The following is a 22243-nucleotide window of genomic DNA, read 5'->3' on the forward strand; positions in this document are numbered from 1 at the left end:
TGAGGCCGTCTGAAAATTTTTCAGACGGCCTTTGCTTTAGTGCTTGTCTGAATCTTGTTTACCGTCTTCAATCATGCCGGCTTCAGCGGCGTGTTTGGCGGCCATCTCATGCTCGTGTGCGGTTTCTTTAAAGAATTTGCGCACAACCACATAGAACAAAGGCACAAAGAACACAGACAGAATCGTACCGATCAACATACCCCAGACCACGGTCGTACCAATCGCACGTTGGCTGGCGGAGCTGGCACCGCTGGCAACATAAAGCGGTACCACGCCCAAGATGAAGGCAAACGAAGTCATGATAATCGGACGGAAACGCAAGTGTGCGGCGACAAGCGCAGCTTCAAGCGCGCTCTTGCCTTGCGCTTGCAGGTCTTTGGCAAACTCGATAATCAAAATCGCGTTTTTCGCACTCAAACCCATCACCGTAACGAAACCGACTTGGAAGTAGATATCGTTGGCGTATGCCGGAATACTGCCCAGTAATGCTTCAAACATGTTACGGCCAGTCACACCCAATGCCGCGCCAATCAAGCCCAACGGAATCACAAGGATAACCGCCAACGGGATAGACCAGCTTTCGTACAAAGCAGCCAATACCAAGAATACAGCGGCAGCGGCCAATGCGTACAATACGACAGTTTGCGAGCCGCCTTTAGCCTCTTCACGAGACTGGCCTCCCCATTCCAGACTGTAACCGCCACCCATGTCATCAACCATTTGCTGTACCGCAGCCATGGCTTGACCGGAAGACACGCCATTAACAGGCGAGCCGGAAAGCTCCATTGCCGGATAACCATTGAAGCGGACGCTTTGTTCCATACCGTTTTCCCAAGAAACAGTAGCAATGGTAGAAAGCGGTACGGCAACGCCGGATTTATTCGGTACAGTCAGGTTCAGAATATCGGCAGGCTGCATACGGGCACTCGCATCAGCTTGTACCATCACGCGTTGCAGACGGCCTTGATTCGGGAAGTCGTTTACATAAGACGAACCCAAAGCAGAAGCCAAAGCAGTACGGATGTCAGAGAACGAAATACCTTGTGCTGCTGCGGCAGAGCGGTCGATGTCGATTTTCAACTGCGGCGCATCTTCCAAACCGCTCGCACGAACGGTACTTGGGTTAAACAAACCGCTTTTGCGCATTTTGTCAATCAACTCATTGCGCTTGGCCAATAATGCGGCATGGCCGCTGTTGTTACGGTCTTGCAGGTAAATCGTCAAGCCGGAGCCTGTACCCAATTCCATAATGGCAGGAGGCACAATCGCCAAACCGAAACCGTCTTTCAGCGTAGCCATCATCATGCCGGTCAACTTACCGGAAATAGAAGTCACATCGCTGCCCGGAGCAGTACGTTCGCTCCAGTCTTTCAGAATGACAAAGCCCAAAGCCATGTTTTGGCCGGAACCGCTAAAACTAAAGCCGGAAACGGTAACAATGTTCTCGATCTCAGGTACAGATTTCGCCAGTTGAGTGATTTGAGCCAAAGTTGCATCGGTACGCTCTTTGGTCGCGCCGGCAGGCAGCTGTACGCTCAACATCAAGTTACCTTGGTCTTCAGTCGGCAAGAAGGAAGTCGGCAGACGCATAAACAGGAATACGCCCACAACAGTCAAACCGATATAGACAACCATCATGCGCAAAGTCTTGCGCAAGACTTTGGCTACCCAGCCTTCGTAGCCGTGTGTCCAGTTGTCGAATTTCTTGTTAAACCAACCGAAGAAACCTTTTTTCTCTTCGTGATGACCCTTCTGAATCGGTTTGAGCATGGTGGCACACAATGCCGGAGTCAGCGTCAAGGCAAGAAATGCGGAGAAGCCGATCGATGCCACCATAGTCAAGGCAAACTGTTTGTAAATGTTACCGGTTGCACCGCTAAACATCGCCAGCGGCACAAATACGGACATCAACACGGCAGTAATACCGATCACCGCGCCGGAAATCTGACCCATCGCTTTTTTGGTTGCAGCCTTAGGCGACAGACCTTCGCTCGCCATAATACGCTCAACGTTTTCAACGACCACAATCGCATCATCGACCACAATACCAATTACCAATACCATCGCAAACATGGTCAATACGTTAATCGACATACCCATATATGAGATAAAGGCAAAACCGCCCAACAGGGAAATCGGCACGACAATAGTCGGAATCAGCGTATAGCGGATATTTTGCAGGAAGAGATACATCACCAAGAATACCAATACGATGGCTTCCAAAAGTGTATGGATCACTTTCTCAATCGAAATTTCCACAAATTTGGAAGTATCGTAAGGAATTTTCCAGCTCATGCCGTCTGGAAAATACTTCTGCAAAACCGCCATTTTTTCTTTCACGGCAGTCGCCGTTGCCAAAGCGTTACCGCTGTTAGACAACATCACTGCCATACCGGTGGTGTTCACACCGTTCAAGCGGGTGGAAGAAGAATAATCCTGCATACCCAAGCTGACTTTGGCAACGTCTTTCAGATAGACATTAGAACCATCGGTATTGGATACCAAAATGATGTTGCCAAACTCTTCAGCAGTGCTCAGCTGACCTTGCGCCGTCACAGTTGCTGAAATAGTCTGACCTGCAGCCGCCGGCAAAGAACCGATAGAGCCTGCAGAAATTTGGATATTTTGTGTCGCAAGCGCATTGGTTACCGTTGCAAAAGACAGGTTGTAGTTTTGCAGTTTTTTCGGGTCAACCCAAATACGCATGGCGCGTTGCGCACCAAACAATTGTACCTGCCCTACCCCGTCAATACGCTGCAGTTCAGGAATGATATTGCGCTGGGCGTAATCGTTCATTTCCTCAATGGATTGCTTTTCAGAAGAAAGCATGACCACTTGCAAGAAGTTGGAACGCGCTTTAGATACGGTTACACCATATTGCTGTACGGTAGACGGCAATGTGGACAACACTTCCGACAATTTGTTCTGCACGTCTACCTGCGCCAAATCTTCATTGGTTTCCGGTGTAAACGTCAGACTGACGCTGCCGCTGCCACTGGAATTGGCAGAAGTCGTCATATAGTCCAAACCTTCCACACCGTACATATTACGTTCGATAACGGCCAGTACGCTGTCTTCCATTACCTGAGCCGAAGCGCCCGGATAAGTAGCGCGCAAAGTAATAGTCGGTGCAGCAACGGACGGATATTGGGAAATCGGCAGTTTTTGAATGCCGAAAATACCCGCTGCGATGATAAAAATCGCAATAACCCATGCAAAGATGGGGCGGTCAATAAAAAACTTAGACATTCATGCGTTCCTTATTTGGCTTCAGATGCAGCTTTAGCTTCAGGCTTGGCCTCGGATGCAGCTTGGCCGTCTGAAACTGCCGGGGTTGCCGCTGCGGCGTTTGCAGGCGGCGTCCATTCTTTCGGCGTTACCTTTTTAGCACCTGACATAGCGGCAATGCTGGTACCTTCGACAACCACTTTGTCGCCGTCTTTCAGGCCGTCTGTGATCACCCAGTTGGTGCCTTGCTGTTGGGCAATGGTCACGACACGCGCTTCCATTTCGCTCTTGTCATTCACTACCATCACAGTATCTTGCGAACCGCGGGTAACTGCTTGTTGCGGCACTACAAATGCATTATCTACTGCCACTTGCTCCATCAACACGCGCACATACAAGCCCGGCATCAAGATATTTCTGTCGTTAGGAATGGCGGCGCGCAAGGTAATTTGACCGGTTGTTTCGTTGACAGTCGGATCTGCAAACAGCAGACGGCCTTTTTCAGGGTAAACGGTACCGTCGTCAAATTTGATATCCACTGCAATCGCGCCGTTTGCCGCCAACAATTTGCCTTCGGCAACCTGTTGACGCAGTTTCATGACCTCACTCGCAGACTGGGTAACGTTGACATACATCGGATTGGTTTGTTGGATCGTAGCTAAAACAGTAGTATCACCGGAATTCAACAGCGTACCTTCAGAAACTTTAGATTGACCGATAAAGCCGGAAATCGGCGCAGTAATGCGGGAGCGGTTCAGGCTGATACCGGCAGATTTGATGGCTGCTTGTGCAGATTTGACGCTTGCCTCTGCTGAACGCTTGGCGGTTACGGCCGCATCGTATTCTTGTTGGCTGATGGCATCGGCGGCAACCAGCGGTTTGTAGCGGGCCAAGTCGGCATTCGCTTTAGCCAAAGTCGCTTGCGCACTCGCCAACTGGGCGCGTGCGCTTTCTAAGTTTGCTTCATAAGTTGAGCTGTCGATTTGGTACAAAGGCTGACCGGCTTGCACATAGCTGCCTTCTTGGAACAGGCGTTTTTGCAAAATACCGCCGACTTGGGCGCGAACTTCGGCAGTACGCAACGATTCCAGACGGCCCGGCAACTCGGTTGTCAATGCAACGGTTTCCGGATGCACGGTAACCACGCGGACTTCAGGGGCAGGTTGATTTTGCTGTTGCTGACTGCCTTGCGCCTGTTGGCCGGCTGCCTTCTCATCGCCTTTGCCGCAAGCAGAAAGCGCCAATGCAGTAGCCGCCGCAATCGATACGACACGCATCATTTTAGAAGCATAAAGAGCCATAATTTTCCTATCTCTATGATAAATAAAGGTTTGACTAATTAAAAATCGATTAGTTTGATCTCATATTTCACAAACTGAAATTGCCTGCTTTTATGAAAAACAGACTGATTATATAGTGTTGAGAAACACTATCAAGTATTGAATTAAATTATACATACATTCTTGCATGTTCAGAAGTAATTTTTTATAATCCGAACCATAAATTTACATTTCCTACAAAACAACTATGAGAAGAACCAAAACCGAAGCCTTAAAAACCAAAGAATATCTCATGCTTGCCGCATTGGATACGTTTTATCAGAAAGGCATTGCCCGCACCTCGCTTAACGAAATCGCCCAAGCCGCAGGCGTAACGCGCGGCGCGCTGTATTGGCATTTCAAAAACAAAGAAGATTTGTTTGACGCCTTGTTCCAACGGATTTGCGACGACATCGAAAGCTGCATAAAAGAAGACTCGAACAATAATAACGAACAGGCTTGGTCAAGCTTCCAACTGACCCTGACCCGTTTTTTCGAGCGCCTGCAACACAACGAGCTTCACTATAAATTCCACAGCATTTTGTTTTTAAAATGCGAACACACCGAGCAAAACGAGGCGGTTATTGCCATCGCTAAAAAACACCAATCGCTATGGCGTGAAAAAATCGTTGCTGTCCTGACTGATGAGGTACAACAAAAAGCGTTGGCGGATAATTTAGATATCGATATGGCAGTCATCTTCATCAAGTCTTCATTAGACGGCTTGATTTGGCGCTGGCTTTCTTCAGGTCAAGGCTTCGATTTGGCGCAAACTGCCCCACGCATGATTGAAATCATCATTGATACATTGGAAAACCATCCGCAATTAAGAAAACAATCATAAACATCAAAAATAAAAGGCCGTCTGAAACATTAAAAGTTTCAGACGGCCTTTTGGTTCAAACCTAATTAACGCGTTACCGGTTTATAACGGATACGTTTCGGTTTTGCGCCCTCTTCGCCCAAACGGCGTTTCTTGTCGGCTTCGTATTCCTGATAGTTGCCATCAAAGAACACCCATTTAGAGTCGCCTTCACAAGCCAAGATATGCGTAGCAATACGGTCGAGGAACCAGCGGTCGTGAGAAATCACCATCACGCTGCCGGCAAATTCCAGCAATGCATCTTCCAGCGCGCGCAGGGTTTCCACGTCGAGGTCGTTAGACGGTTCGTCCAGCAGCAACACATTGCCGCCACTCAACAAAGTTTTTGCCAAGTGCAGACGACCGCGTTCACCACCAGACAATTGACCCGCGATTTTACTTTGGTCGCTGCCTTTGAAGTTGAAGCGTCCCAAATATTGGCGGGCTGGAATTTCAAACTGACCAACCTGCAAAATGTCGCGGCCTTCAGCGATGTTGTCGAACACGGTTTTGTCGTTTTGCAAACCTTCGCGGCTTTGGTCAATCAAGCTCATTTTTACGGTTTGGCCGATTTTCACTTCGCCGGAATCAGGCTGCTCTTTGCCCGAAATCATTTTGAACAGCGTCGATTTACCCGCGCCGTTCGGACCGATGATGCCGACAATCGCACCAGCAGGTACTTTGAAGCTCAAATCATCAATCAGCACTTTATCGCCGAACGATTTGGAAACGTTCACAAATTCAATCACTTCGTTACCCAAACGCTCGGCAACAGGGATAAAGATTTCCTGAGTTTCGTTGCGTTTTTGGTATTCGTAGTTGCTCATTTCTTCAAAACGAGCCAAACGCGCTTTAGACTTGGCTTGGCGGCCTTTGGCATTTTGGCGCACCCATTCCAATTCCTGCTTCATCGCCTTCACGCGTGCAGCTTCAGACTTCGCCTCGTTTTCCAAACGTTTTTCTTTCTGCTCCAGCCAAGACGAGTAATTGCCTTTCCACGGAATGCCGTGTCCGCGGTCGAGTTCCAAAATCCATTCGGCAGCGTTATCGAGAAAGTAGCGGTCGTGTGTTACGGCAACGACTGTACCGGGGAAGCGCACCAAAAATTGCTCCAGCCATTCGACCGATTCCGCATCCAAGTGGTTGGTCGGCTCGTCCAGCAAAAGCATATCGGGCTTGCTCAACAAGAGTTTGCACAAAGCCACACGGCGTTTTTCACCGCCGGACAAATTGCCGATTTTAGCATCCCAATCAGGCAGGCGCAGCGCGTCGGCAGCGATTTCCAATTCGTGTTCCGCACCGCCACCGGTAGATGAACCAGCCGCAATAATCGCTTCCAAACGGCCTTGTTCTTCCGCCAATGCGTCAAAATCCGCATCAGGATTGGCATACTCGGCATACACTTCTTCCAAGCGTTTTTGTGCAGCAGCTACTTCGCCCAAACCGCTTTCCACTTCCTCGCGCACGGTTTTCTCAGGATCAAGCTCAGGCTCTTGCGGCAGGTAGCCGATTTTAATGCCGCCCATCGGCACGGCTTCGCCCTCAAATTCTTTATCCACGCCCGCCATAATCCGCAGTACAGTAGATTTACCCGCACCGTTCAAACCGAGCAAACCGATTTTTGCACCAGGAAAGAATGAAAGGGAAATGTCTTTAATAATGGTTTTTTGCGGCGGCACAACCTTGCTCACGCGCAGCATAGAATAGACGTATTGTTGGGACATAGTTTTCTCGTTTCCGTCAAACAAATTTCAGACGGCCCATTTTAACCTATTGCCCAAATACTTGCTTGTTCAAATGCCGTCTTAAAATAGAAATAAGATCAAAATATACACCGCGCCGAACCGATACCCTCATTGCCCGACGGTATCAATGCCAAAGCGCAAAAAATTTGATTTAAGCCAGTTTATCCTTGAACTGGCATTGCCAATATCCGGCGCGCTTCATAAAATGCACCTATATCCTTGAAAGTACGTACACAAAATAATAACAACAGAGAACACCACACCAAGGAACCTTTCAGATTTCTCAATAAAAATACTTTTTAAAAAAAGGATTTACCTCATGTCGGAAAATACGCAAAAAACAGCAAAACAAGGTTTGCCGTCACTGGCAAAAAGTACGATTTGGATGCTGAGCTTCGGCTATCTCGGCGTTCAGACGGCCTTTACCCTGCAAAGTTCGCAAATGAGCCGAATTTTTCAAACTTTAGGCGCTGACCCGCATAATTTGGGCTGGTTTTTCATTCTGCCCCCATTGGCCGGTATGTTGGTTCAGCCGATTGTGGGCTACTACTCAGACCGCACTTGGATGCCGCGCTTGGGCGGCCGTCGTCTGCCCTATCTGCTTTACGGCACGCTGATTGCGGTTATCGTCATGATTCTGATGCCGAACTCAGGCAGCTTCGGTTTTGGCTACGCTTCTTTGGCGGCTTTGTCGTTTGGCGCGCTGATGATTGCGCTGTTGGACGTATCCTCCAATATGGCAATGCAGCCGTTTAAAATGATGGTCGGCGACATGGTCAACGAGGAGCAGAAAAGCTACGCCTACGGGATTCAAAGTTTCTTAGCGAATACGGGCGCGGTTGTGGCGGCGATTCTGCCGTTTGTGTTTGCGTATATCGGTTTGGCGAACACGGCCGAAAAAGGCGTCGTGCCGCAGACCGTGGTCGTAGCATTCTATGTGGGCGCAGCCTTACTGATTATTACCAGTGCGTTCACCATCTTCAAAGTCAAAGAGTATGATCCGGAAACCTACGCCCGCTACCACGGCATCGACGTGGCTGCAAATCAGGAAAAAGCCAACTGGTTCGAACTCTTAAAAACCGCACCTAAAGCGTTTTGGACGGTGACTTTGGTACAATTCTTCTGTTGGTTCGCCTTCCAATATATGTGGACTTACTCGGCAGGTGCGATTGCAGAAAACGTTTGGCAGACAACCGATGCCTCCTCCGTAGGCTACCAAGAAGCAGGCAACTGGTACGGCGTTTTGGCGGCGGTACAATCCATTGCTGCCGTCATCTGTTCGTTTATTCTGGCAAAAGTACCGAATAAATACCATAAAGCTGGTTATTTCGGTTGCTTGGCTTTGGGTGCGCTCGGTTTCTTCTCCGTTTTCTTCATCAGCAATCAATACGCGCTGGTGTTGTCTTATACCTTAATCGGTATTGCGTGGGCCGGTATCATTACCTATCCTTTGACGATTGTAACCAATGCCCTCTCCGGCAAACACATGGGTACTTATTTGGGTCTGTTTAACGGCTCTATCTGTATGCCTCAGATCGTCGCCTCCCTGCTGAGCTTTATCCTCTTCCCTATGCTGGGCAGCCATCAAGCAACCATGTTCTTGGTTGCAGGCGCGGTATTGCTGCTGGGAGCCTTCTCAGTATGTCTGATTAAAGAGACCTACGGCGAATAATCCATCAATACCATCGGCAAAGGCCGTCTGAAACCTTTGCCGAACTTACAATTTTAATAACAGGAGCTTCATAAATGTATACAAGAATCATGGAAATCAGCCCTTGGACGCTGCGTTCGGCAAAACTGGAAAAAGAACACAAACGGCTGCAAGAGAGCCTGACCAGCTTGGGCAACGGCTATATGGGTATGCGCGGCAACTTTGAAGAAACCTATTCCGCCGACAGTCACTTGGGTACCTACATCGCCGGCGTGTGGTTCCCCGACAAAACCCGCGTCGGCTGGTGGAAAAACGGCTATCCTAAATATTTCGGCAAAGCCATCAATGCGCTCAATTTCAGCAAAGTCAAAATCTTTGTCGATGGTCAAGAAGTGGACTTGGCGAAAAACGACGTTGCCGGCTTCTCCGTCGAACTCGATATGCAGCACGGCGTGTTGCTCCGCTCGTTCACCGTATTCGGCGTGCGTTTCGATGTGTGCAAATTCCTGTCCGTCGCGCAAAAAGAGCTGGCTCTCATCCGCTGGAAAGCCGTATCCGTTGACGACAAAACCCACCAAGTCCGCATTGATTCCATCATCGATGCCGACGTGAAAAACGAAGACTCCAACTACGAAGAAAAATTCTGGCAGGTATTGGACAAAGGAGTTTCAGACGACCGCTCCTACATTGCCACCCAAACCGTTGCCAACCCTTTCGGCGTAGAACAATTCATCGTCAACGCCGAGCAAACCTTCGCCGGCAGCTTCAAAGCCCTCGGCGGCAGCCAAACCGACTGGCAGGTCTCTAATTCTTTCCAAGCCGAAGTCGGCGGCACGCCCGAAACTTTTGAAAAACGCGTGATTGTTACCACCAGCCGCGATTATCAGGGCTTGGAAGCCGTGAAAGCCGCAGGTCGTGCCTTGTCGGAAAAAATCGCAGGCGTTGCGTTTGAAACCTTACTGGACGCGCACAAAGCAGGCTGGCTGCATCGTTGGGAAATTGCCGACGTGGTCATCGAAGGCAGCGACGAAGCGCAACAAGGCATCCGTTTCAACCTGTTCCAACTGTTCTCCACCTACTACGGCGAAGACGCGCGCCTGAACATTGGCCCCAAAGGCTTTACCGGCGAAAAATACGGCGGCGCGACCTATTGGGATACCGAAGCCTACGCCGTACCGCTCTACCTCGCACTGGCAGAACCTGAAGTTACCCGCAACCTGCTGCAATACCGCCGCAACCAACTGCCGCAGGCGCAACACAACGCGCGCGAACAGGGCTTGGCGGGCGCACTCTATCCGATGGTGACTTTTACGGGCATCGAGTGCCACAACGAATGGGAAATCACCTTCGAGGAAATCCACCGCAACGGCGCAATTCCTTACGCCATCTACAACTACACCAACTACACCGGCGATGAAAGCTATCTTGCCAAAGAAGGCTTGGAAGTCTTGGTCGAAGTGTCCCGCTTCTGGGCAGACCGCGTCCATTTCTCCAAACGCAACGGCAAATACATGATTCACGGCGTAACCGGCCCGAACGAATACGAAAACAACATCAACAACAACTGGTACACCAACACCCTCGCCGCATGGGTATTGGACTACACCCGCGAAGCCTTGGCGAAATATCCGCGCCCCGATTTGAACGTGAGTGCCGCCGAGTTGGAAAAATGGGCGGACATCAGCGCGAATATGTACCGTCCGCATGACGAAGAACTCGGCGTATTCGTCCAACACGACGGCTTCCTCGACAAAGACATCCGCCCCGTGTCCGCGCTTTCGCCCGACGATTTGCCGCTCAACCAGAAATGGTCGTGGGACAAAATCCTGCGTTCGCCCTTCATCAAACAGGCAGACGTATTGCAAGGCATCTACTTCTTCGGCGACCGTTTCAATATCGACGAAAAACGCCGTAACTTCGACTTCTACGAACCGATGACCGTGCATGAAAGCTCGCTGTCGCCTTGTATCCACGCCATCCTTGCCGCCGAACTGGGCAAAGAAGAAAAAGCCGTGGAAATGTACCAACGCACCGCCCGCCTAGACTTGGACAACTACAACAACGACACCGAAGACGGCCTGCACATCACCTCCATGACCGGCTCGTGGCTCGCCATCGTCCAAGGTTTCGCCCAAATGAAAACCTGGGGCGGCAAACTCAGCTTTTCACCGTTCCTGCCGAGCGCATGGACAGGCTACGCCTTCCATATCAACTACCGCGGCCGTCTGATTAAAGTCGCCGTCGGCAAAGAAAACGTCGTCTTCACCCTGCTCAAAGGCGAACCGCTCGATTTGCAGGTGTATGGCAAAGACATCACGCTCAACGGCAGCCACACTGCCGCGTTGGAAAAATAAGGAGGGCGCAAAATGACTTTCACCGCAGTGCTCTTTGACCTCGACGGCGTCATCACCGACACCGCCGAATACCACTACCGCGCATGGAAAAAGCTCGCCGAAGAACTGGGTATCAGCATCGACCGCAAGTTTAACGAGCAGCTCAAAGGCGTGTCACGCGACGATTCGCTCAAACGCATCCTCGCGCACGGCGGCAAAACCGTCAGCGAAGCCGAGTTCGCCGAACTGACCCGCCGTAAAAACGACAACTACGTCGAGATGATTCAGGCAGTCAAACCCGAAGACGTGTATCCCGGCATTTTGCCCCTGCTGGAAACATTGAAAGCAAACGGCAAAAAAATCGCCCTCGCGTCCGCCAGTAAAAACGGCCCATTCCTGCTCGAACGCATGGGGTTGACCCACTTCTTCGACGCCATTGCCGACCCTGCCGCCGTCGCACATTCCAAACCCGCCCCCGACATCTTCCTCGCCGCCGCCGAGGGCGTGGGCGCGGACATCCGCCGCTGCATCGGCATCGAAGACGCAGCAGCCGGCGTCGCCGCCATCAAAGCCGCCGGCTCCTTGCCCATCGGCGTGGGCAAAGCTGAAGACTTGGGCAGCGACATCGCGCTGGTGTCCGGCACCTCAGAGCTGACCTACACCTACCTGCAAACCGTGTGGGAACAGTCGGGCAGATAAAATATTAAGGAAGTAAAAGGCCGTCTGAAAAACATTCCAGACGGCCTTTCTGCTTTTAAAACAGAGTGATAACCCAACTTACGCAACCATAAAGACTGAATACCAACTTTTCAACCATGCTATTCAAATTTATTTGAACGATTTTTACTGGCCAGCCAACCTTAACAATCACTATTAAAATGCGCGCCGATGTTTTGCCGTCTAGCGTATGCGGCTTGGGCGACGGCGAGGCTGCATTCGAGTAGGTTGCGGTTTTCGTATTCGGACGCGGTGTGCGGTTCGGTTTGGTTTTGCTTCCAAAGCTGCAGTTGGGCGATGGCGCGGCGCAGGCTGGTATCGTTGCGAAGGATGCCCAGATGGCGTTGGTTGAACGCTTGCAGGACGGGGCGGCTGAATGTGTTTTGGAGGTCGTCTGAAAAGATGCCTGCTTCGGCGGTGGGGTTTTCAGACGACCTTTTGGACGGTACGTTTTGGAACGCTTGTCCGTCCGCGATGGTTTGGGCGGCAAGTCTGGCGGTCACGACGCATTCGAGCAGGGAGTTGCTGGCGAGGCGGTTGGCTCCGTGCAATCCTGTGCAGGCGGTTTCACCTAAGGCGTAGAGCTGCGGCAGGGAGGTTCTGCCGCCGGGGTCGGTTTGGATGCCGCCGCAGGTATAGTGTTGCACGGGGCGGACGGGGATGGCTTGGCGCGTGATGTCCAGGCCGCATTGGGACAGACAGTACCGATGGATGGATGGGAAATGCTGACGGACAAACGCTGCGGGTTGATGGCTGATGTCGAGTGAGACGAAGTCTTGAGTTTGCTTGGCGATTTCGGCGGCGATGGCACGGGCAACGATGTCGCGCGGCGCAAGTTCGGCGCGGCGGTCGTAATGCGGCATAAACCGTTCGCCCGATTGGTTGGTCAGGATGCCGCCTTCGCCACGCACAGCTTCGGAAATCAGGAAGGTGCGACCGTTTTCAGACGGCCTTGCCAAGCCTGTAGGGTGGAATTGGATAAATTCGAGGTTTTCCACTGAGCAGCCTGCGCGTATCGCCATGGCGATGGCGTCGCCCGTGCATTCGGGCGGCGTAGTGGTGGCGGCGTAAATCTGTCCCAAGCCGCCGCCTGCGAGTACGGTATGGCGGGCGCGGATGCGGTAGGTTTCTTGCGTTCGGCGGTCGAGGACGGTCAGTCCGCATGCCGCGCCTGATTCGGTTTGAACGTCCAACGCCATCTGCCGCTCGCAAACGCGGATGTTCGGGCGGCGGCGTATTTGGGCAATCAGGCTCTGCATGACGGCTTCGCCCGTGTAGTCGGCGACGTGGGCGATTCGGCGGCAGGTATGCCCGCCTTCGCGCGTCAGGTGCAGGCCGTTATTATTTTGGTCGAACGCCACGCCCTGCGCCAGCAGCCATTCGATTGCCGGTTTGCCCTGCGACAGGATGGTGCGAACGGCGGCTTCGTCGCACAAACCCGCGCCCGCTTCCAAGGTATCGGCAACGTGTTTTTCGATGTCGTCCTCTGCCGACCACGCCGCCGCAATCCCGCCTTGCGCATGGCGGCTGGCGGTGTCGTCCAGCCTGTTTTTGCACAAAATGACGATGCGGAACGATTCAGGCAGCGACAGGGCGAGCGTCAGCGCCGCCAACCCGTTTCCGGCAATCAATACGTCGCAATCGGTTTGCATGGTGTTGTCCTTGTTTGAGAGGTCGTCTGAAACGGCAATATGGACGGCAAATCAGGCGGGCCCCATGCCGTTGAACACATCTTTTTTCTTCAGTCCTGCCGCGAAGTCGAGCATACGTTGCAAAGGCAGTTTGGCGGCTTCGCCCAGCTTTCTGTCCAACAGGATTTCGTTGTGCCCGCTTGTCAGGGCGTGTTTGATGCCGCCCAGCGAATTCATTGCCATCCACGGGCAGAACGCGCAGCTTTTGCAGCTTCCGCCGTTGCCCGCCGTCGGGGCTGCGATAAATTCTTTGTCGGGCGCCTGCTTTTGCATTTCGTGCAGGATGCCCAAGTCAGTTGCCACGATGAATTTTTTTTCAGGGCGCGATACGGCGGCTTTGAGTAGTTTGCTGGTCGAGCCGACCACGTCGCCCAGTTCGATGACGCTTTGCGGCGATTCGGGATGAACCAGCACCACCGCGTCGGGGTGTTCCGCCTTCAACGCCGCCAATTCCTGCCCTTTGAATTCGTTATGGACGATGCACGAACCCTGCCACAGCAGCATATCCGCGCCCGTTTCGCGGCGGATGTAGTCGCCGAGGTGGCGGTCGGGTCCCCAAATCAACTTCTCGCCGCGCGATTTCAAATACGACACGATTTCCAACGCCACCGAAGACGTGACCACCCAGTCGGCACGCGCTTTCACGGCGGCGGAAGTGTTGGCGTACACCACCACCGTGCGGTCGGGGTGTTGGTCGCAAAACGCTGAAAACGCCTCTTCCGGGCAACCCAAATCCAAAGAACATTCTGCTTCCAAATCAGGCATCAGCACTGTTTTTTCAGGGCAGAGGATTTTCGCGCTCTCGCCCATGAAGCGCACACCCGCCACCACCAATGTATCGGCTTCGTGTTCCGCACCGAAACGCGCCATCTCCAGCGAATCGCCCACGCATCCGCCCGTTTCCAAAGCCAAATCCTGAATCAGCGGATCAACGTAATAATGCGCCACCAAGACCGCGTTTTTCTCCTTCAACAAAGCCTTGATTTCATCTTTCAGACGGCCTGCCGTCTCGCGGTCGGGCGTGTCGGCAACCTTAGCCCACGCCTGACGGATTTGGCAGGCAGAAGTCGGCGTCTGGATAAGGGGCATATCGTAATCGAACGAGCGGCGGGCGGCGGTTTGCATGATGTTTCCTTGTGGCTGTTTTTCAGACGGCATAAAGGTTTGCCGTCTATGTTTCAAATAGTTTTTATATTATGCTCAACTTGAGTATAATATGCAAGGTCGTCTGAAAACCGCTTTGGTTTACAATAAGGTTTTCTCTTGAATGAAAGCCACGCATGGATGCCTATCCTGAAACAGCAGCCAATACGCAAAGTATCGTCGAGCTGGTTCCTGTACTGATCGCCATTACAAACAGCAGCTTGAGGGTTTTGACCGTCGCCCAAGGAGCGCTGCTGCCCAACGGCCTGCTTGCACCGCTTCGCCACTCTCTGCAGGCAGGGGTCAGGATGTGGGTCGCCAAGCAGACATCTCAGCCCATGGGTTATGTAGAACAGCTTTACACCTTTGTCGATACGCGCCGTCAAAACGAGCAAGGCCTGCCTGTCTTGTACGTCAGCTATCTGGGGCTGGTGCGCGAGGCCGCCGACAGCATCCTGCACCCGGATGCGAAATGGCAGGACTGCTACGGCTATTTCCCGTGGGAAGATTTGCGCACCGACGGCGGGCAGCGCGACGCCATCGTCAGCCGCCTGCGCATTTGGGCAAACTCGGCGGACACGGAGGAAGTGCGCCAAAAGCGGCTCAAGCGCATTCATTTGTGTTGGGGGGTCGAGCCGGAAAACTGGTCGGAAGAATACGTTTTGCAACGCTATGAAATGCTGTATGAAAGCGGCCTGATAGCGGAAGCCGCCGAGCCGCAGGCAAACTTCGACTTCGCGCTCACGGGGCAGCCCATGTGCCACGACTACCGCCGCGTGTTGGCAACCGCCCTGTCCCGCCTGCGCGCCAAAATCAAATACCGCCCCGTGATTTTCGAACTGATGCCGCCCGAATTCACGCTGCTGCAACTACAAAACAGCGTCGAAGCCATCAGCGGCAGATTGCTGCACAAGCAAAACTTCCGCCGCCAGATTCAGCAGCAAAACCTCATCGAGCCGTCGGATACCGGCGTATCGGGCAGCAAAGGCCGTCCCGCGCAGCTTTACCGCTTCCGCGACGACGTCCTGCCCGACAGGTTGATTTCGGACATCGGACTGCCGCTGGGCAGCCGTTAGCCCGTTTTCAGACGGCCTATAGTGGATTAACAAAAATCAGGACAAGACGACGAAGCCGCAGACAGTACAGATAGTACGGAACCGATTCACTTGGTGCTTCAGCACCTTAGAGAATCGTTCTCTTTGAGCTAAGGCGAGGCAACGCCGTACTGGTTTAAATTTAATCCACTATAAAATGAAGTTTTACCCCATCGGTGCAACACCAATATTTTTCAACAAAGGAAACCCCATGCCGTCTGAAAACACCCTCTTCCCCCTGCCCGACACCCTGTTGCGCCCTATGATCGAACAAGCCTTGAGCGAAGATTTGGGCAGGCGCGGCGACATTACGTCCGCCGCCGTCATCGCACCCGACAAAACCGCCAAACTCTTCCTCGTCAGCCGCGAAGACGGTGTCATCGCCGGCATAGACTTGGCGCGCCTCGCCTTTCAGACGATAGATCCGTCCGTCCGCTTCCAAGCCGAAATCCAAGACGGACAAGCCGTCCGCGCAGGTCAGACGCTGGCCGCCGTCGAAGGCAACGCCCGCACCCTGCTCGCCGCCGAACGCACCGCGCTCAACTACCTTACGCACTTGAGCGGCATCGCCACCGCCACCGCGCGTGCCGTCGCCGAAGTCGCCGAATACGGTACAGACATCGTGTGCAGCCGCAAAACCATCCCCCTGCTGCGCGTCCTGCAAAAATACGCCGTTAGGGCGGGCGGCGGCGTAAACCACCGCATGGGCTTGGACGACGCCGTGCTCATCAAAGACAACCACCTCGCCTATTGCGGCAGTATCGCCCAAGCCGTGCAGCAGGCAAAACAGGCAGTCGGACCGTTGACCTGCGTGGAAATCGAAGTGGACACATTGGCACAACTGGACGAAGCCATCGCGGCGGGCGCGGAACGGATTTTGCTGGATAACATGGACGACGAAACCTTGAAAGAAGCCGCAAACCGCTGCCACACGCAAACCGCCCACCCCCACACCGTCTATTGCGAAGCATCGGGCGGCATCGGCTTCGACCGCCTGAAGCGCGTGGCGCAAACCGGCGTGAACGGCATCGCCCTCGGCTATCTGACCCACAGCAGCCGCTCGTTGGACATAGGTTTGGATTTCGTGGCTTAAGTTTGAGTTGGCTATAAAAAAGCAAAGGCCGTCTGAAATTTCAGACGGCCTTTAATATTACCCATCAACCCAATGTAACCATTTCGATCTGCTCCATACTTCTGCCCAAAAAGCGTTCGCCGATGGTGCGGAAGCGCAGTGGGATGTCGCTGACGTAGAAGCGGTAATCCGGATTGTCGTTTTCTGTATTCAGCAAACCTGCTTGCGCCAAGGCTTTGGCGGTGGCTTCGGCGGTAGTAATGGCGGAATCGACCAAGGTAACGTTTTGCGCTTCGCGGCCGATAAGCGGTTTGAGCAGTGGGAAGTGGGTACAACCCAACACCAGCGTGTCGATGTCGTCAGCCAAAAGCGGCTTCAGGTATTCGCGCACGGTCAGGCGGGTAACTTCGTGATCAAGCCAGCCCTCTTCCACCAATGGCACAAGCAGGGGCGCGGCTTGCGTGCGCACCAGTGTGTCGTTGTTTTGCGAATGGATGGCGCGTGCGTAGGCGTTGCTGTTGACGGTGGTATTGGTCGCGATAATGCCGATTCGGTTGTTTTTGGTGGTTTGCAAAGCGGCTTCCGCACCGGCGGAGATGACGTCCAATACGGGCATATTGCCTGCTTTTTGGCGGATTTTTTGTCCGGCAACGGCGGCGATGGTGTTGCACGCGATGACGAGTGCTTTAACATCGTTTTCCAGCAGGAAATCGACAATCTGCATGGCGAAGGTTTCGATGGTGGCGCGGGATTTGGTGCCGTAGGGAACGCGTGCGGTATCGCCGAAATAGATGATGTTTTCCATCGGCAGGCGTTCCATCAAGGCGCGGACATTGGTCAAGCCGCCGACGCCGGAATCAAATACGCCGATGGGGCGTTGTTTGCTGGTACTCATGGTTAATTTCTTCAATATAAAGTCGAGGCCGTCTGAAACCGTTTTTCAGACGGCCTGAAGGTTAAACATATTCTTTTTTATCGTTTTCCATCCAAGCCTGATGCGAGCAAACCCACAACAGTACGATACCGCACACGGTCGAACTCAACATCATACCGGCCATTACCAAGGCAGAACCATTATGTAGCCAAGTCGTTGCCATACCGACCGATGCGCCGATAAGGGATTGGAACACGCCTAAAACCGCATTTGCGCTGCCGCCCTCTTCGCTAAAATAGCCCATAAAGCAGGCTTGAGTGTTCGCACCGACCAAGCCTTGCGTACCGACTGAAAACATCACGCACAACACCAAAGCCCACAAAGGCGGTAAAGACAGCAACAACACCAAAACCGCCATCAGTAGATTGGCGACGAATTGGACGATAATGCCCCATTTGAGGATGTTTTGCGGATGCGTACCGGTTTTCAAACGCCATGCGGTAACGCGGTTAAACGACATCATGGTAATGATATTGAGCGCAAATATCCAAGCATATTGGTTTGGCGAAGCATGATACAGTTGTTGGTACACGAACGACGATTCGGTCAAAAAGGCAAACATCGAACCGAAACTGAAAGCTTGGAAAAACAGATAGCCCATCGCGGCACGCGTCCTCAAAACGCGTTTAAACCTGCCGGCCACCACGCCGAACACGTCCATGCTGATTTTGCCTTTTTGGTGCGGCTTGGGCAGGAAATACCACATCAATCCCCAAAGCAGCAGCGAATAGCAGGCCAGAAAACCGAAAATCATGCGCCAGCCGCCCAAATTCTGCAAGCCCGCACCAATCATCGGCGCCATCAGCGGCACAATCATCAAAATAATGCCGATTAAGGCAAACATCTGTGCGGCTTTGCGTCCGGAATAATAATCGCGCACCATCGCGCCGGAAATCACCACGGTCATCCCCGCACCAAACGCCTGCACGGCACGCAAGTTCAGCAGCTGCTCGACATTATTCACCATCGTCAAACCGACAACGGCGGCAAAGTAAATGCTCAAGCCCACCAAGGCGACCGGTTTGCGGCCTTTAATATCCGAAATCGACCCACCAACTACCTGGCCAAACGCCACGCCAAACATAAAAAAGCTCAAGCTTTGCTCGATGCGGTGGATGTCCGAACCCAGCGACTTCGCCATTTCGGGAATCGCAGGCAGATAGGCATCGACAGAAAACGGCATCAGCGCGACCAACATCGCCATCAGCACGGCCATGGTTTTTTCGCCCAAAGGGGCTTGTTGTGCAGTCATTCCGATTTTCGCTTTCGTAACAAATATTCAAAAAACAAAGAAAACAACCGCCTTGTCAGACGGTTGCGTGTTGGATGGAATTATAGCAGATTTCAACCCTATCCAATCACTGCAAAAAAAACCTTTGCAAAACTTAAGGCCGTCTGAAACTTTGCTTGGTTGAATCCCCTCGCCGCAAACGTTAAAATGCTTGTTTTTTAAGACAACAAATTGTTTCACATCACGGATTCTAAGGAATAATCATGACTACATTTCAAATTGCGCGTGCCGATGGGAAAACGCTCGAAATCCAAGGTAAAATGGCCAACCGCCACGGCTTGATCGCCGGTGCGACCGGTACGGGTAAAACCGTGACCCTGCGCCGCATGGCGGAAGCCTTTAGCAGCGAAGGCGTCCCCGTATTCTTAGTCGATGTCAAAGGCGATTTGTCGGGCATCGCGCAAGCGGGTGCCGCCAGCGGCAAGGTGGGCGAACGCATTGCCGAGTTTGATTTAGGCGAACATTGGCTGCAAAATTTCCCCGTGCGTTTTTGGGATGTTTACGGCGAAACCGGTATTCCCGTACGCGTAACTGTTTCAGAAATGGGCCCTATGCTTTTGGCCCGCCTGATGAATCTGAACGACACGCAGGAAGGTCTGTTGAACCTCGTGTTCAAAGTCGCTGACGACAGAGGCTGGCACATTCTGGACTTGAAAGACCTGCGCAGCATGCTGAAACACGTTTCCGACCACGCTTCGGAATACCGCACGCAATACGGCAACGTCTCCGCCGCCAGTATCGGCGCGATTCAACGCCAACTGCTGACTTTGGAAAACGAAGGTGCAGAAAAATTCTTCGGCGAACCTTCCCTCAACCTGCAAGACTGGATGCAAACCGACAACGGTAAAGGCATCATCAACATCCTCAACTCCGAAAAACTGATGCGCTCACCGCGTATGTACAGCGCGTTTTTGCTGTGGATGTTGGCGGAGTTGTTTGAAACCCTGCCCGAAGTCGGCGATTTGGACAAACCGAAATTTGTGATGTTCTTCGACGAAGCGCATTTGATGTTCGACAACGCCGCCAATGCACTGGTCGAACAAATCGAACAAGTCGTGCGCCTGATCCGCTCCAAAGGCGTGGGCGTATATTTCGTCACCCAAAACCCGCTCGATTTGCCCGACACCATCCTAGGACAGCTCGGCAACCGCGTACAACACGCCCTGCGCGCCTTCACGCCGCGTGACCAAAAAGCGGTTAAGGCCGCTGCCGAAACCTTCCGCAGCAACCCAAACATCAAAGTTGCCGAAGCGATTGCCGAACTGGGCGTCGGCGAAGCCCTCGTTTCCTTCCTTGATGAAAAAGGTATGCCCGAACCGGTAGAGCGCGCCCTCGTCCTGCCGCCGCAATCTTCCTTGACCCCGCTTGCCGCAGAAGAGCGCAACCGTTTGTTCCAAAACGACGATTTGTATCCGACCTACAAAGACATGGTGGACAACTATTCCGCCTTTGAAGCCTTAGCCGAAGCAGACAGCCAAGCAGCCGCTGAAAAAGAAGCCGCAAATGCTGCCAAAGAGCAGGAAAAAGCACAAAAAGCCGCAGAAAAAGAAGCCGCAAATGCCGATCCAGGCATCCTCGGCGGACTGCTCGGCGGCTTGAGCGGCGGACGTAAAAAATCCGGCCAAGGGTTGGGCTACAACGTTGCCGACGCCATCGGCAGTCAAATCAACCGCCAAGTCACCAACGCCATTTCCCGCAGCGTAATGGGCATTATTAAAAATATGTTCAAATAATCAGCCTGCAAACATAAAAGGCCGTCTGAAAATCAATTTCAGACGGCCTTTTATTTATCAATCCAATCAATTCTTCATCGATTGAACCGGCGCAGGGATTCTGCCGCCTCGGTTGACGAACACTTCGCACGAACCTTCTTTAACCGGCATTACAGGCGCGTAGCCCAGCAGGCCGCCGAACTCGACACTGTCGCCGACGGTTTTACCGGTAACCGGAATAATGCGCACGGCAGTGGTTTTGCTGTTGATCATGCCGATAGCGGCTTCGTCGGCGATGATGCCGGAAATGGTATGAGTAGGCGTATCGCCGGGAACGGCAATCATATCCAAACCAACGGAGCAAACGGCGGTCATCGCTTCGAGTTTGTCCAACGTCAACACTCCGGCTTCGGCAGCGGCAATCATGCCTTCGTCTTCGGAAACAGGGATAAATGCGCCGCTCAAACCGCCGACCGCGCTGGAAGCCATCATGCCGCCTTTTTTCACGGCATCATTCAGCAAGGCCAAAGCCGCTGTTGTGCCGTGCGTACCGCAGACGCTCAAACCCATTTCCTCAAGAATGCGCGCCACCGAGTCGCCGACGGCAGGGGTTGGTGCCAATGATAAGTCGAGAATACCAAACGGGATATTCAACATTTTTGAGGCTTCGCGGCCGATGAGTTCGCCCACACGGGTAATTTTGAAAGCAGTTTTCTTCACTACTTCCGCAACTTCGGTCAATGTCGTTGCATCTGAATTTTCCAACGCAGCTTTTACGACACCCGGGCCGGATACGCCGACATTGATAATAGCATCCGCTTCGCCCGAACCGTGAAACGCACCCGCCATAAACGGGTTGTCTTCCACTGCATTGCAGAACACGACAATTTTGGCGCAGCCGAAACCTTCGGGCGTGATTTCGGCCGTGCGTTTGATGGTCTCGCCTGCCAGCTTGACCGCATCCATATTGATACCCGCACGCGTACTGCCGATATTGATGGAGCTGCACACGATATCGGTAGTCTTCATCGCTTCGGGAATGGAACGGATCAGCACCTCGTCCGAAGGCGACATGCCTTTTTGCACCAGCGCGGAAAAGCCGCCGATAAAGGACACGCCTATCGCTTTGGCAGCCTTATCCAAGGTTTGCGCCACGCTGACATAAGAATCAGCATGAGTGGCCGCGGCGATTTGGGCAATCGGCGTAACGGAAATGCGCTGATTCACAATCGGTACGCCGTATTTGGCAGACAGATATTTTGCCGTCGCCACCAAGTCTTTGCCGACAGTGGTAATTTTGTTGTAAATGTTTTGGTTCAACACATTGATATCGCTGCTGATGCAGTCGTGCAAATCAATGCCGATGGTAATGGTGCGGACATCAAAATTCTGGTCGGCCACCATTTTGACGGTTTCTAAAATCTCGCCGGATTGAATACTCATGGCTCTCC

15 protein-coding genes are annotated in these 22243 nt (G+C 52.7%); 7 read left to right on the forward strand and 8 right to left on the reverse strand.

What is annotated here, in order from left to right:
* Positions 1–36 precede the first annotated feature (36 nt).
* Together FOC66_RS05515 and FOC66_RS05520 are read right to left on the reverse strand one after the other, a co-directional pair.
* Entirely contained in the window at positions 37–3249 is a 3213-nt protein-coding gene (locus tag FOC66_RS05515) for an efflux RND transporter permease subunit (RefSeq protein ID WP_003747455.1), read from the reverse strand.
* Between the two features lie 11 nt (positions 3250–3260).
* Positions 3261–4529, reverse strand: coding sequence for an efflux RND transporter periplasmic adaptor subunit (locus FOC66_RS05520; RefSeq protein ID WP_003747457.1), 1269 nt, complete (start codon positions 4527–4529; stop codon positions 3261–3263).
* Positions 4530–4755: 226 nt separating this feature from the next.
* Between FOC66_RS05520 and FOC66_RS05525 the strand changes: the two genes are divergently transcribed.
* On the forward strand, positions 4756–5391 hold the full coding sequence (locus FOC66_RS05525; RefSeq protein ID WP_003747459.1) for a TetR family transcriptional regulator: 636 nt from the start codon (positions 4756–4758) through the stop codon (positions 5389–5391).
* A gap of 65 nt (positions 5392–5456) precedes the next feature.
* Here the strand turns inward: FOC66_RS05525 and ettA are convergent, their stop codons facing one another.
* Positions 5457–7133 carry an energy-dependent translational throttle protein EttA gene (gene ettA / locus FOC66_RS05530; RefSeq protein WP_003747462.1) on the reverse strand — a complete coding sequence of 559 codons (1677 nt, stop codon included), beginning with the start codon at positions 7131–7133 and terminating at the stop codon, positions 5457–5459.
* Positions 7134–7473: 340 nt separating this feature from the next.
* On the opposite strand from ettA, the gene FOC66_RS05535 reads away from it, so the two are divergent.
* The 3 genes from FOC66_RS05535 (at position 7474) to pgmB (ending at position 11837) form a co-directional block, all read left to right on the forward strand.
* On the forward strand, positions 7474–8826 hold the full coding sequence (locus FOC66_RS05535; protein ID WP_003747464.1) for an SLC45 family MFS transporter: 1353 nt from the start codon (positions 7474–7476) through the stop codon (positions 8824–8826).
* A gap of 74 nt (positions 8827–8900) precedes the next feature.
* The gene (locus tag FOC66_RS05540) at positions 8901–11159 is read left to right on the forward strand and encodes a glycoside hydrolase family 65 protein (protein ID WP_003747466.1); all 2259 of its coding nucleotides are present in this window, start codon (positions 8901–8903) and stop codon (positions 11157–11159) included.
* Positions 11160–11171: 12 nt separating this feature from the next.
* Complete coding sequence (gene pgmB / locus FOC66_RS05545; protein ID WP_172884821.1) at positions 11172–11837, forward strand: beta-phosphoglucomutase; 666 nt, start codon at positions 11172–11174, stop codon at positions 11835–11837.
* A 161-nt stretch (positions 11838–11998) separates the two neighbouring features.
* On the opposite strand, the gene nadB is transcribed toward pgmB, so the two are convergent.
* Together nadB and nadA are read right to left on the reverse strand one after the other, a co-directional pair.
* Complete coding sequence (gene nadB / locus FOC66_RS05550; protein WP_003747471.1) at positions 11999–13507, reverse strand: L-aspartate oxidase; 1509 nt, start codon at positions 13505–13507, stop codon at positions 11999–12001.
* A 51-nt stretch (positions 13508–13558) separates the two neighbouring features.
* A complete protein-coding gene (gene nadA, locus FOC66_RS05555; RefSeq protein WP_003747473.1) occupies positions 13559–14671 on the reverse strand; it encodes a quinolinate synthase NadA in 1113 nt (370 codons plus the stop codon).
* Between the two features lie 155 nt (positions 14672–14826).
* On the opposite strand from nadA, the gene FOC66_RS05560 reads away from it, so the two are divergent.
* Positions 14827–15765, forward strand: coding sequence for an NUDIX hydrolase (locus tag FOC66_RS05560; protein WP_003747477.1), 939 nt, complete (start codon positions 14827–14829; stop codon positions 15763–15765).
* A 229-nt stretch (positions 15766–15994) separates the two neighbouring features.
* Complete coding sequence (gene nadC / locus FOC66_RS05570) at positions 15995–16876, forward strand: carboxylating nicotinate-nucleotide diphosphorylase (protein WP_172884822.1); 882 nt, start codon at positions 15995–15997, stop codon at positions 16874–16876.
* 64 nt (positions 16877–16940) lie between these two features.
* On the opposite strand, the gene murI is transcribed toward nadC, so the two are convergent.
* Both murI and FOC66_RS05580 read right to left on the reverse strand, forming a co-directional pair.
* Positions 16941–17750 (reverse strand): glutamate racemase, encoded by an 810-nt coding sequence (gene murI / locus FOC66_RS05575; protein ID WP_003747483.1) that lies wholly within the window; start codon positions 17748–17750, stop codon positions 16941–16943.
* Positions 17751–17811: 61 nt separating this feature from the next.
* On the reverse strand, positions 17812–19041 hold the full coding sequence (locus tag FOC66_RS05580; protein ID WP_003747485.1) for a multidrug effflux MFS transporter: 1230 nt from the start codon (positions 19039–19041) through the stop codon (positions 17812–17814).
* A 242-nt stretch (positions 19042–19283) separates the two neighbouring features.
* Here FOC66_RS05580 and FOC66_RS05585 point away from each other — a divergent pair, with 242 nt between their 5' ends.
* Positions 19284–20813, forward strand: coding sequence for a helicase HerA-like domain-containing protein (locus tag FOC66_RS05585; protein ID WP_003747487.1), 1530 nt, complete (start codon positions 19284–19286; stop codon positions 20811–20813).
* 66 nt (positions 20814–20879) lie between these two features.
* Here the strand turns inward: FOC66_RS05585 and FOC66_RS05590 are convergent, their stop codons facing one another.
* Positions 20880–22235, reverse strand: coding sequence for a PFL family protein (locus FOC66_RS05590; RefSeq protein WP_003747489.1), 1356 nt, complete (start codon positions 22233–22235; stop codon positions 20880–20882).
* Between the last annotated feature and the right edge of the window lie 8 nt (positions 22236–22243).

Source organism: Neisseria mucosa, from assembly GCF_013267835.1.
In the GTDB taxonomy this organism is placed as follows: Bacteria; Pseudomonadota; Gammaproteobacteria; order Burkholderiales; family Neisseriaceae; genus Neisseria.

What these genes read in the sequence shown, in the direction of transcription:
- FOC66_RS05515 (WP_003747455.1), bottom strand. Translation starts at nt 3,249, where the DNA reads ATGTCTAAGTTTTTTATTGACCGCCCCATCTTTGCATGGGTTATTGCG.
- FOC66_RS05520 (WP_003747457.1), bottom strand. Translation starts at nt 4,529, where the DNA reads ATGGCTCTTTATGCTTCTAAAATGATGCGTGTCGTATCGATTGCGGCG.
- FOC66_RS05525 (WP_003747459.1), top strand. Translation starts at nt 4,756, where the DNA reads ATGAGAAGAACCAAAACCGAAGCCTTAAAAACCAAAGAATATCTCATG.
- ettA (WP_003747462.1), bottom strand. Translation starts at nt 7,133, where the DNA reads ATGTCCCAACAATACGTCTATTCTATGCTGCGCGTGAGCAAGGTTGTG.
- FOC66_RS05535 (WP_003747464.1), top strand. Translation starts at nt 7,474, where the DNA reads ATGTCGGAAAATACGCAAAAAACAGCAAAACAAGGTTTGCCGTCACTG.
- FOC66_RS05540 (WP_003747466.1), top strand. Translation starts at nt 8,901, where the DNA reads ATGTATACAAGAATCATGGAAATCAGCCCTTGGACGCTGCGTTCGGCA.
- pgmB (WP_172884821.1), top strand. Translation starts at nt 11,172, where the DNA reads ATGACTTTCACCGCAGTGCTCTTTGACCTCGACGGCGTCATCACCGAC.
- nadB (WP_003747471.1), bottom strand. Translation starts at nt 13,507, where the DNA reads ATGCAAACCGATTGCGACGTATTGATTGCCGGAAACGGGTTGGCGGCG.
- nadA (WP_003747473.1), bottom strand. Translation starts at nt 14,671, where the DNA reads ATGCAAACCGCCGCCCGCCGCTCGTTCGATTACGATATGCCCCTTATC.
- FOC66_RS05560 (WP_003747477.1), top strand. Translation starts at nt 14,827, where the DNA reads ATGGATGCCTATCCTGAAACAGCAGCCAATACGCAAAGTATCGTCGAG.
- nadC (WP_172884822.1), top strand. Translation starts at nt 15,995, where the DNA reads ATGCCGTCTGAAAACACCCTCTTCCCCCTGCCCGACACCCTGTTGCGC.
- murI (WP_003747483.1), bottom strand. Translation starts at nt 17,750, where the DNA reads ATGAGTACCAGCAAACAACGCCCCATCGGCGTATTTGATTCCGGCGTC.
- FOC66_RS05580 (WP_003747485.1), bottom strand. Translation starts at nt 19,041, where the DNA reads ATGACTGCACAACAAGCCCCTTTGGGCGAAAAAACCATGGCCGTGCTG.
- FOC66_RS05585 (WP_003747487.1), top strand. Translation starts at nt 19,284, where the DNA reads ATGACTACATTTCAAATTGCGCGTGCCGATGGGAAAACGCTCGAAATC.
- FOC66_RS05590 (WP_003747489.1), bottom strand. Translation starts at nt 22,235, where the DNA reads ATGAGTATTCAATCCGGCGAGATTTTAGAAACCGTCAAAATGGTGGCC.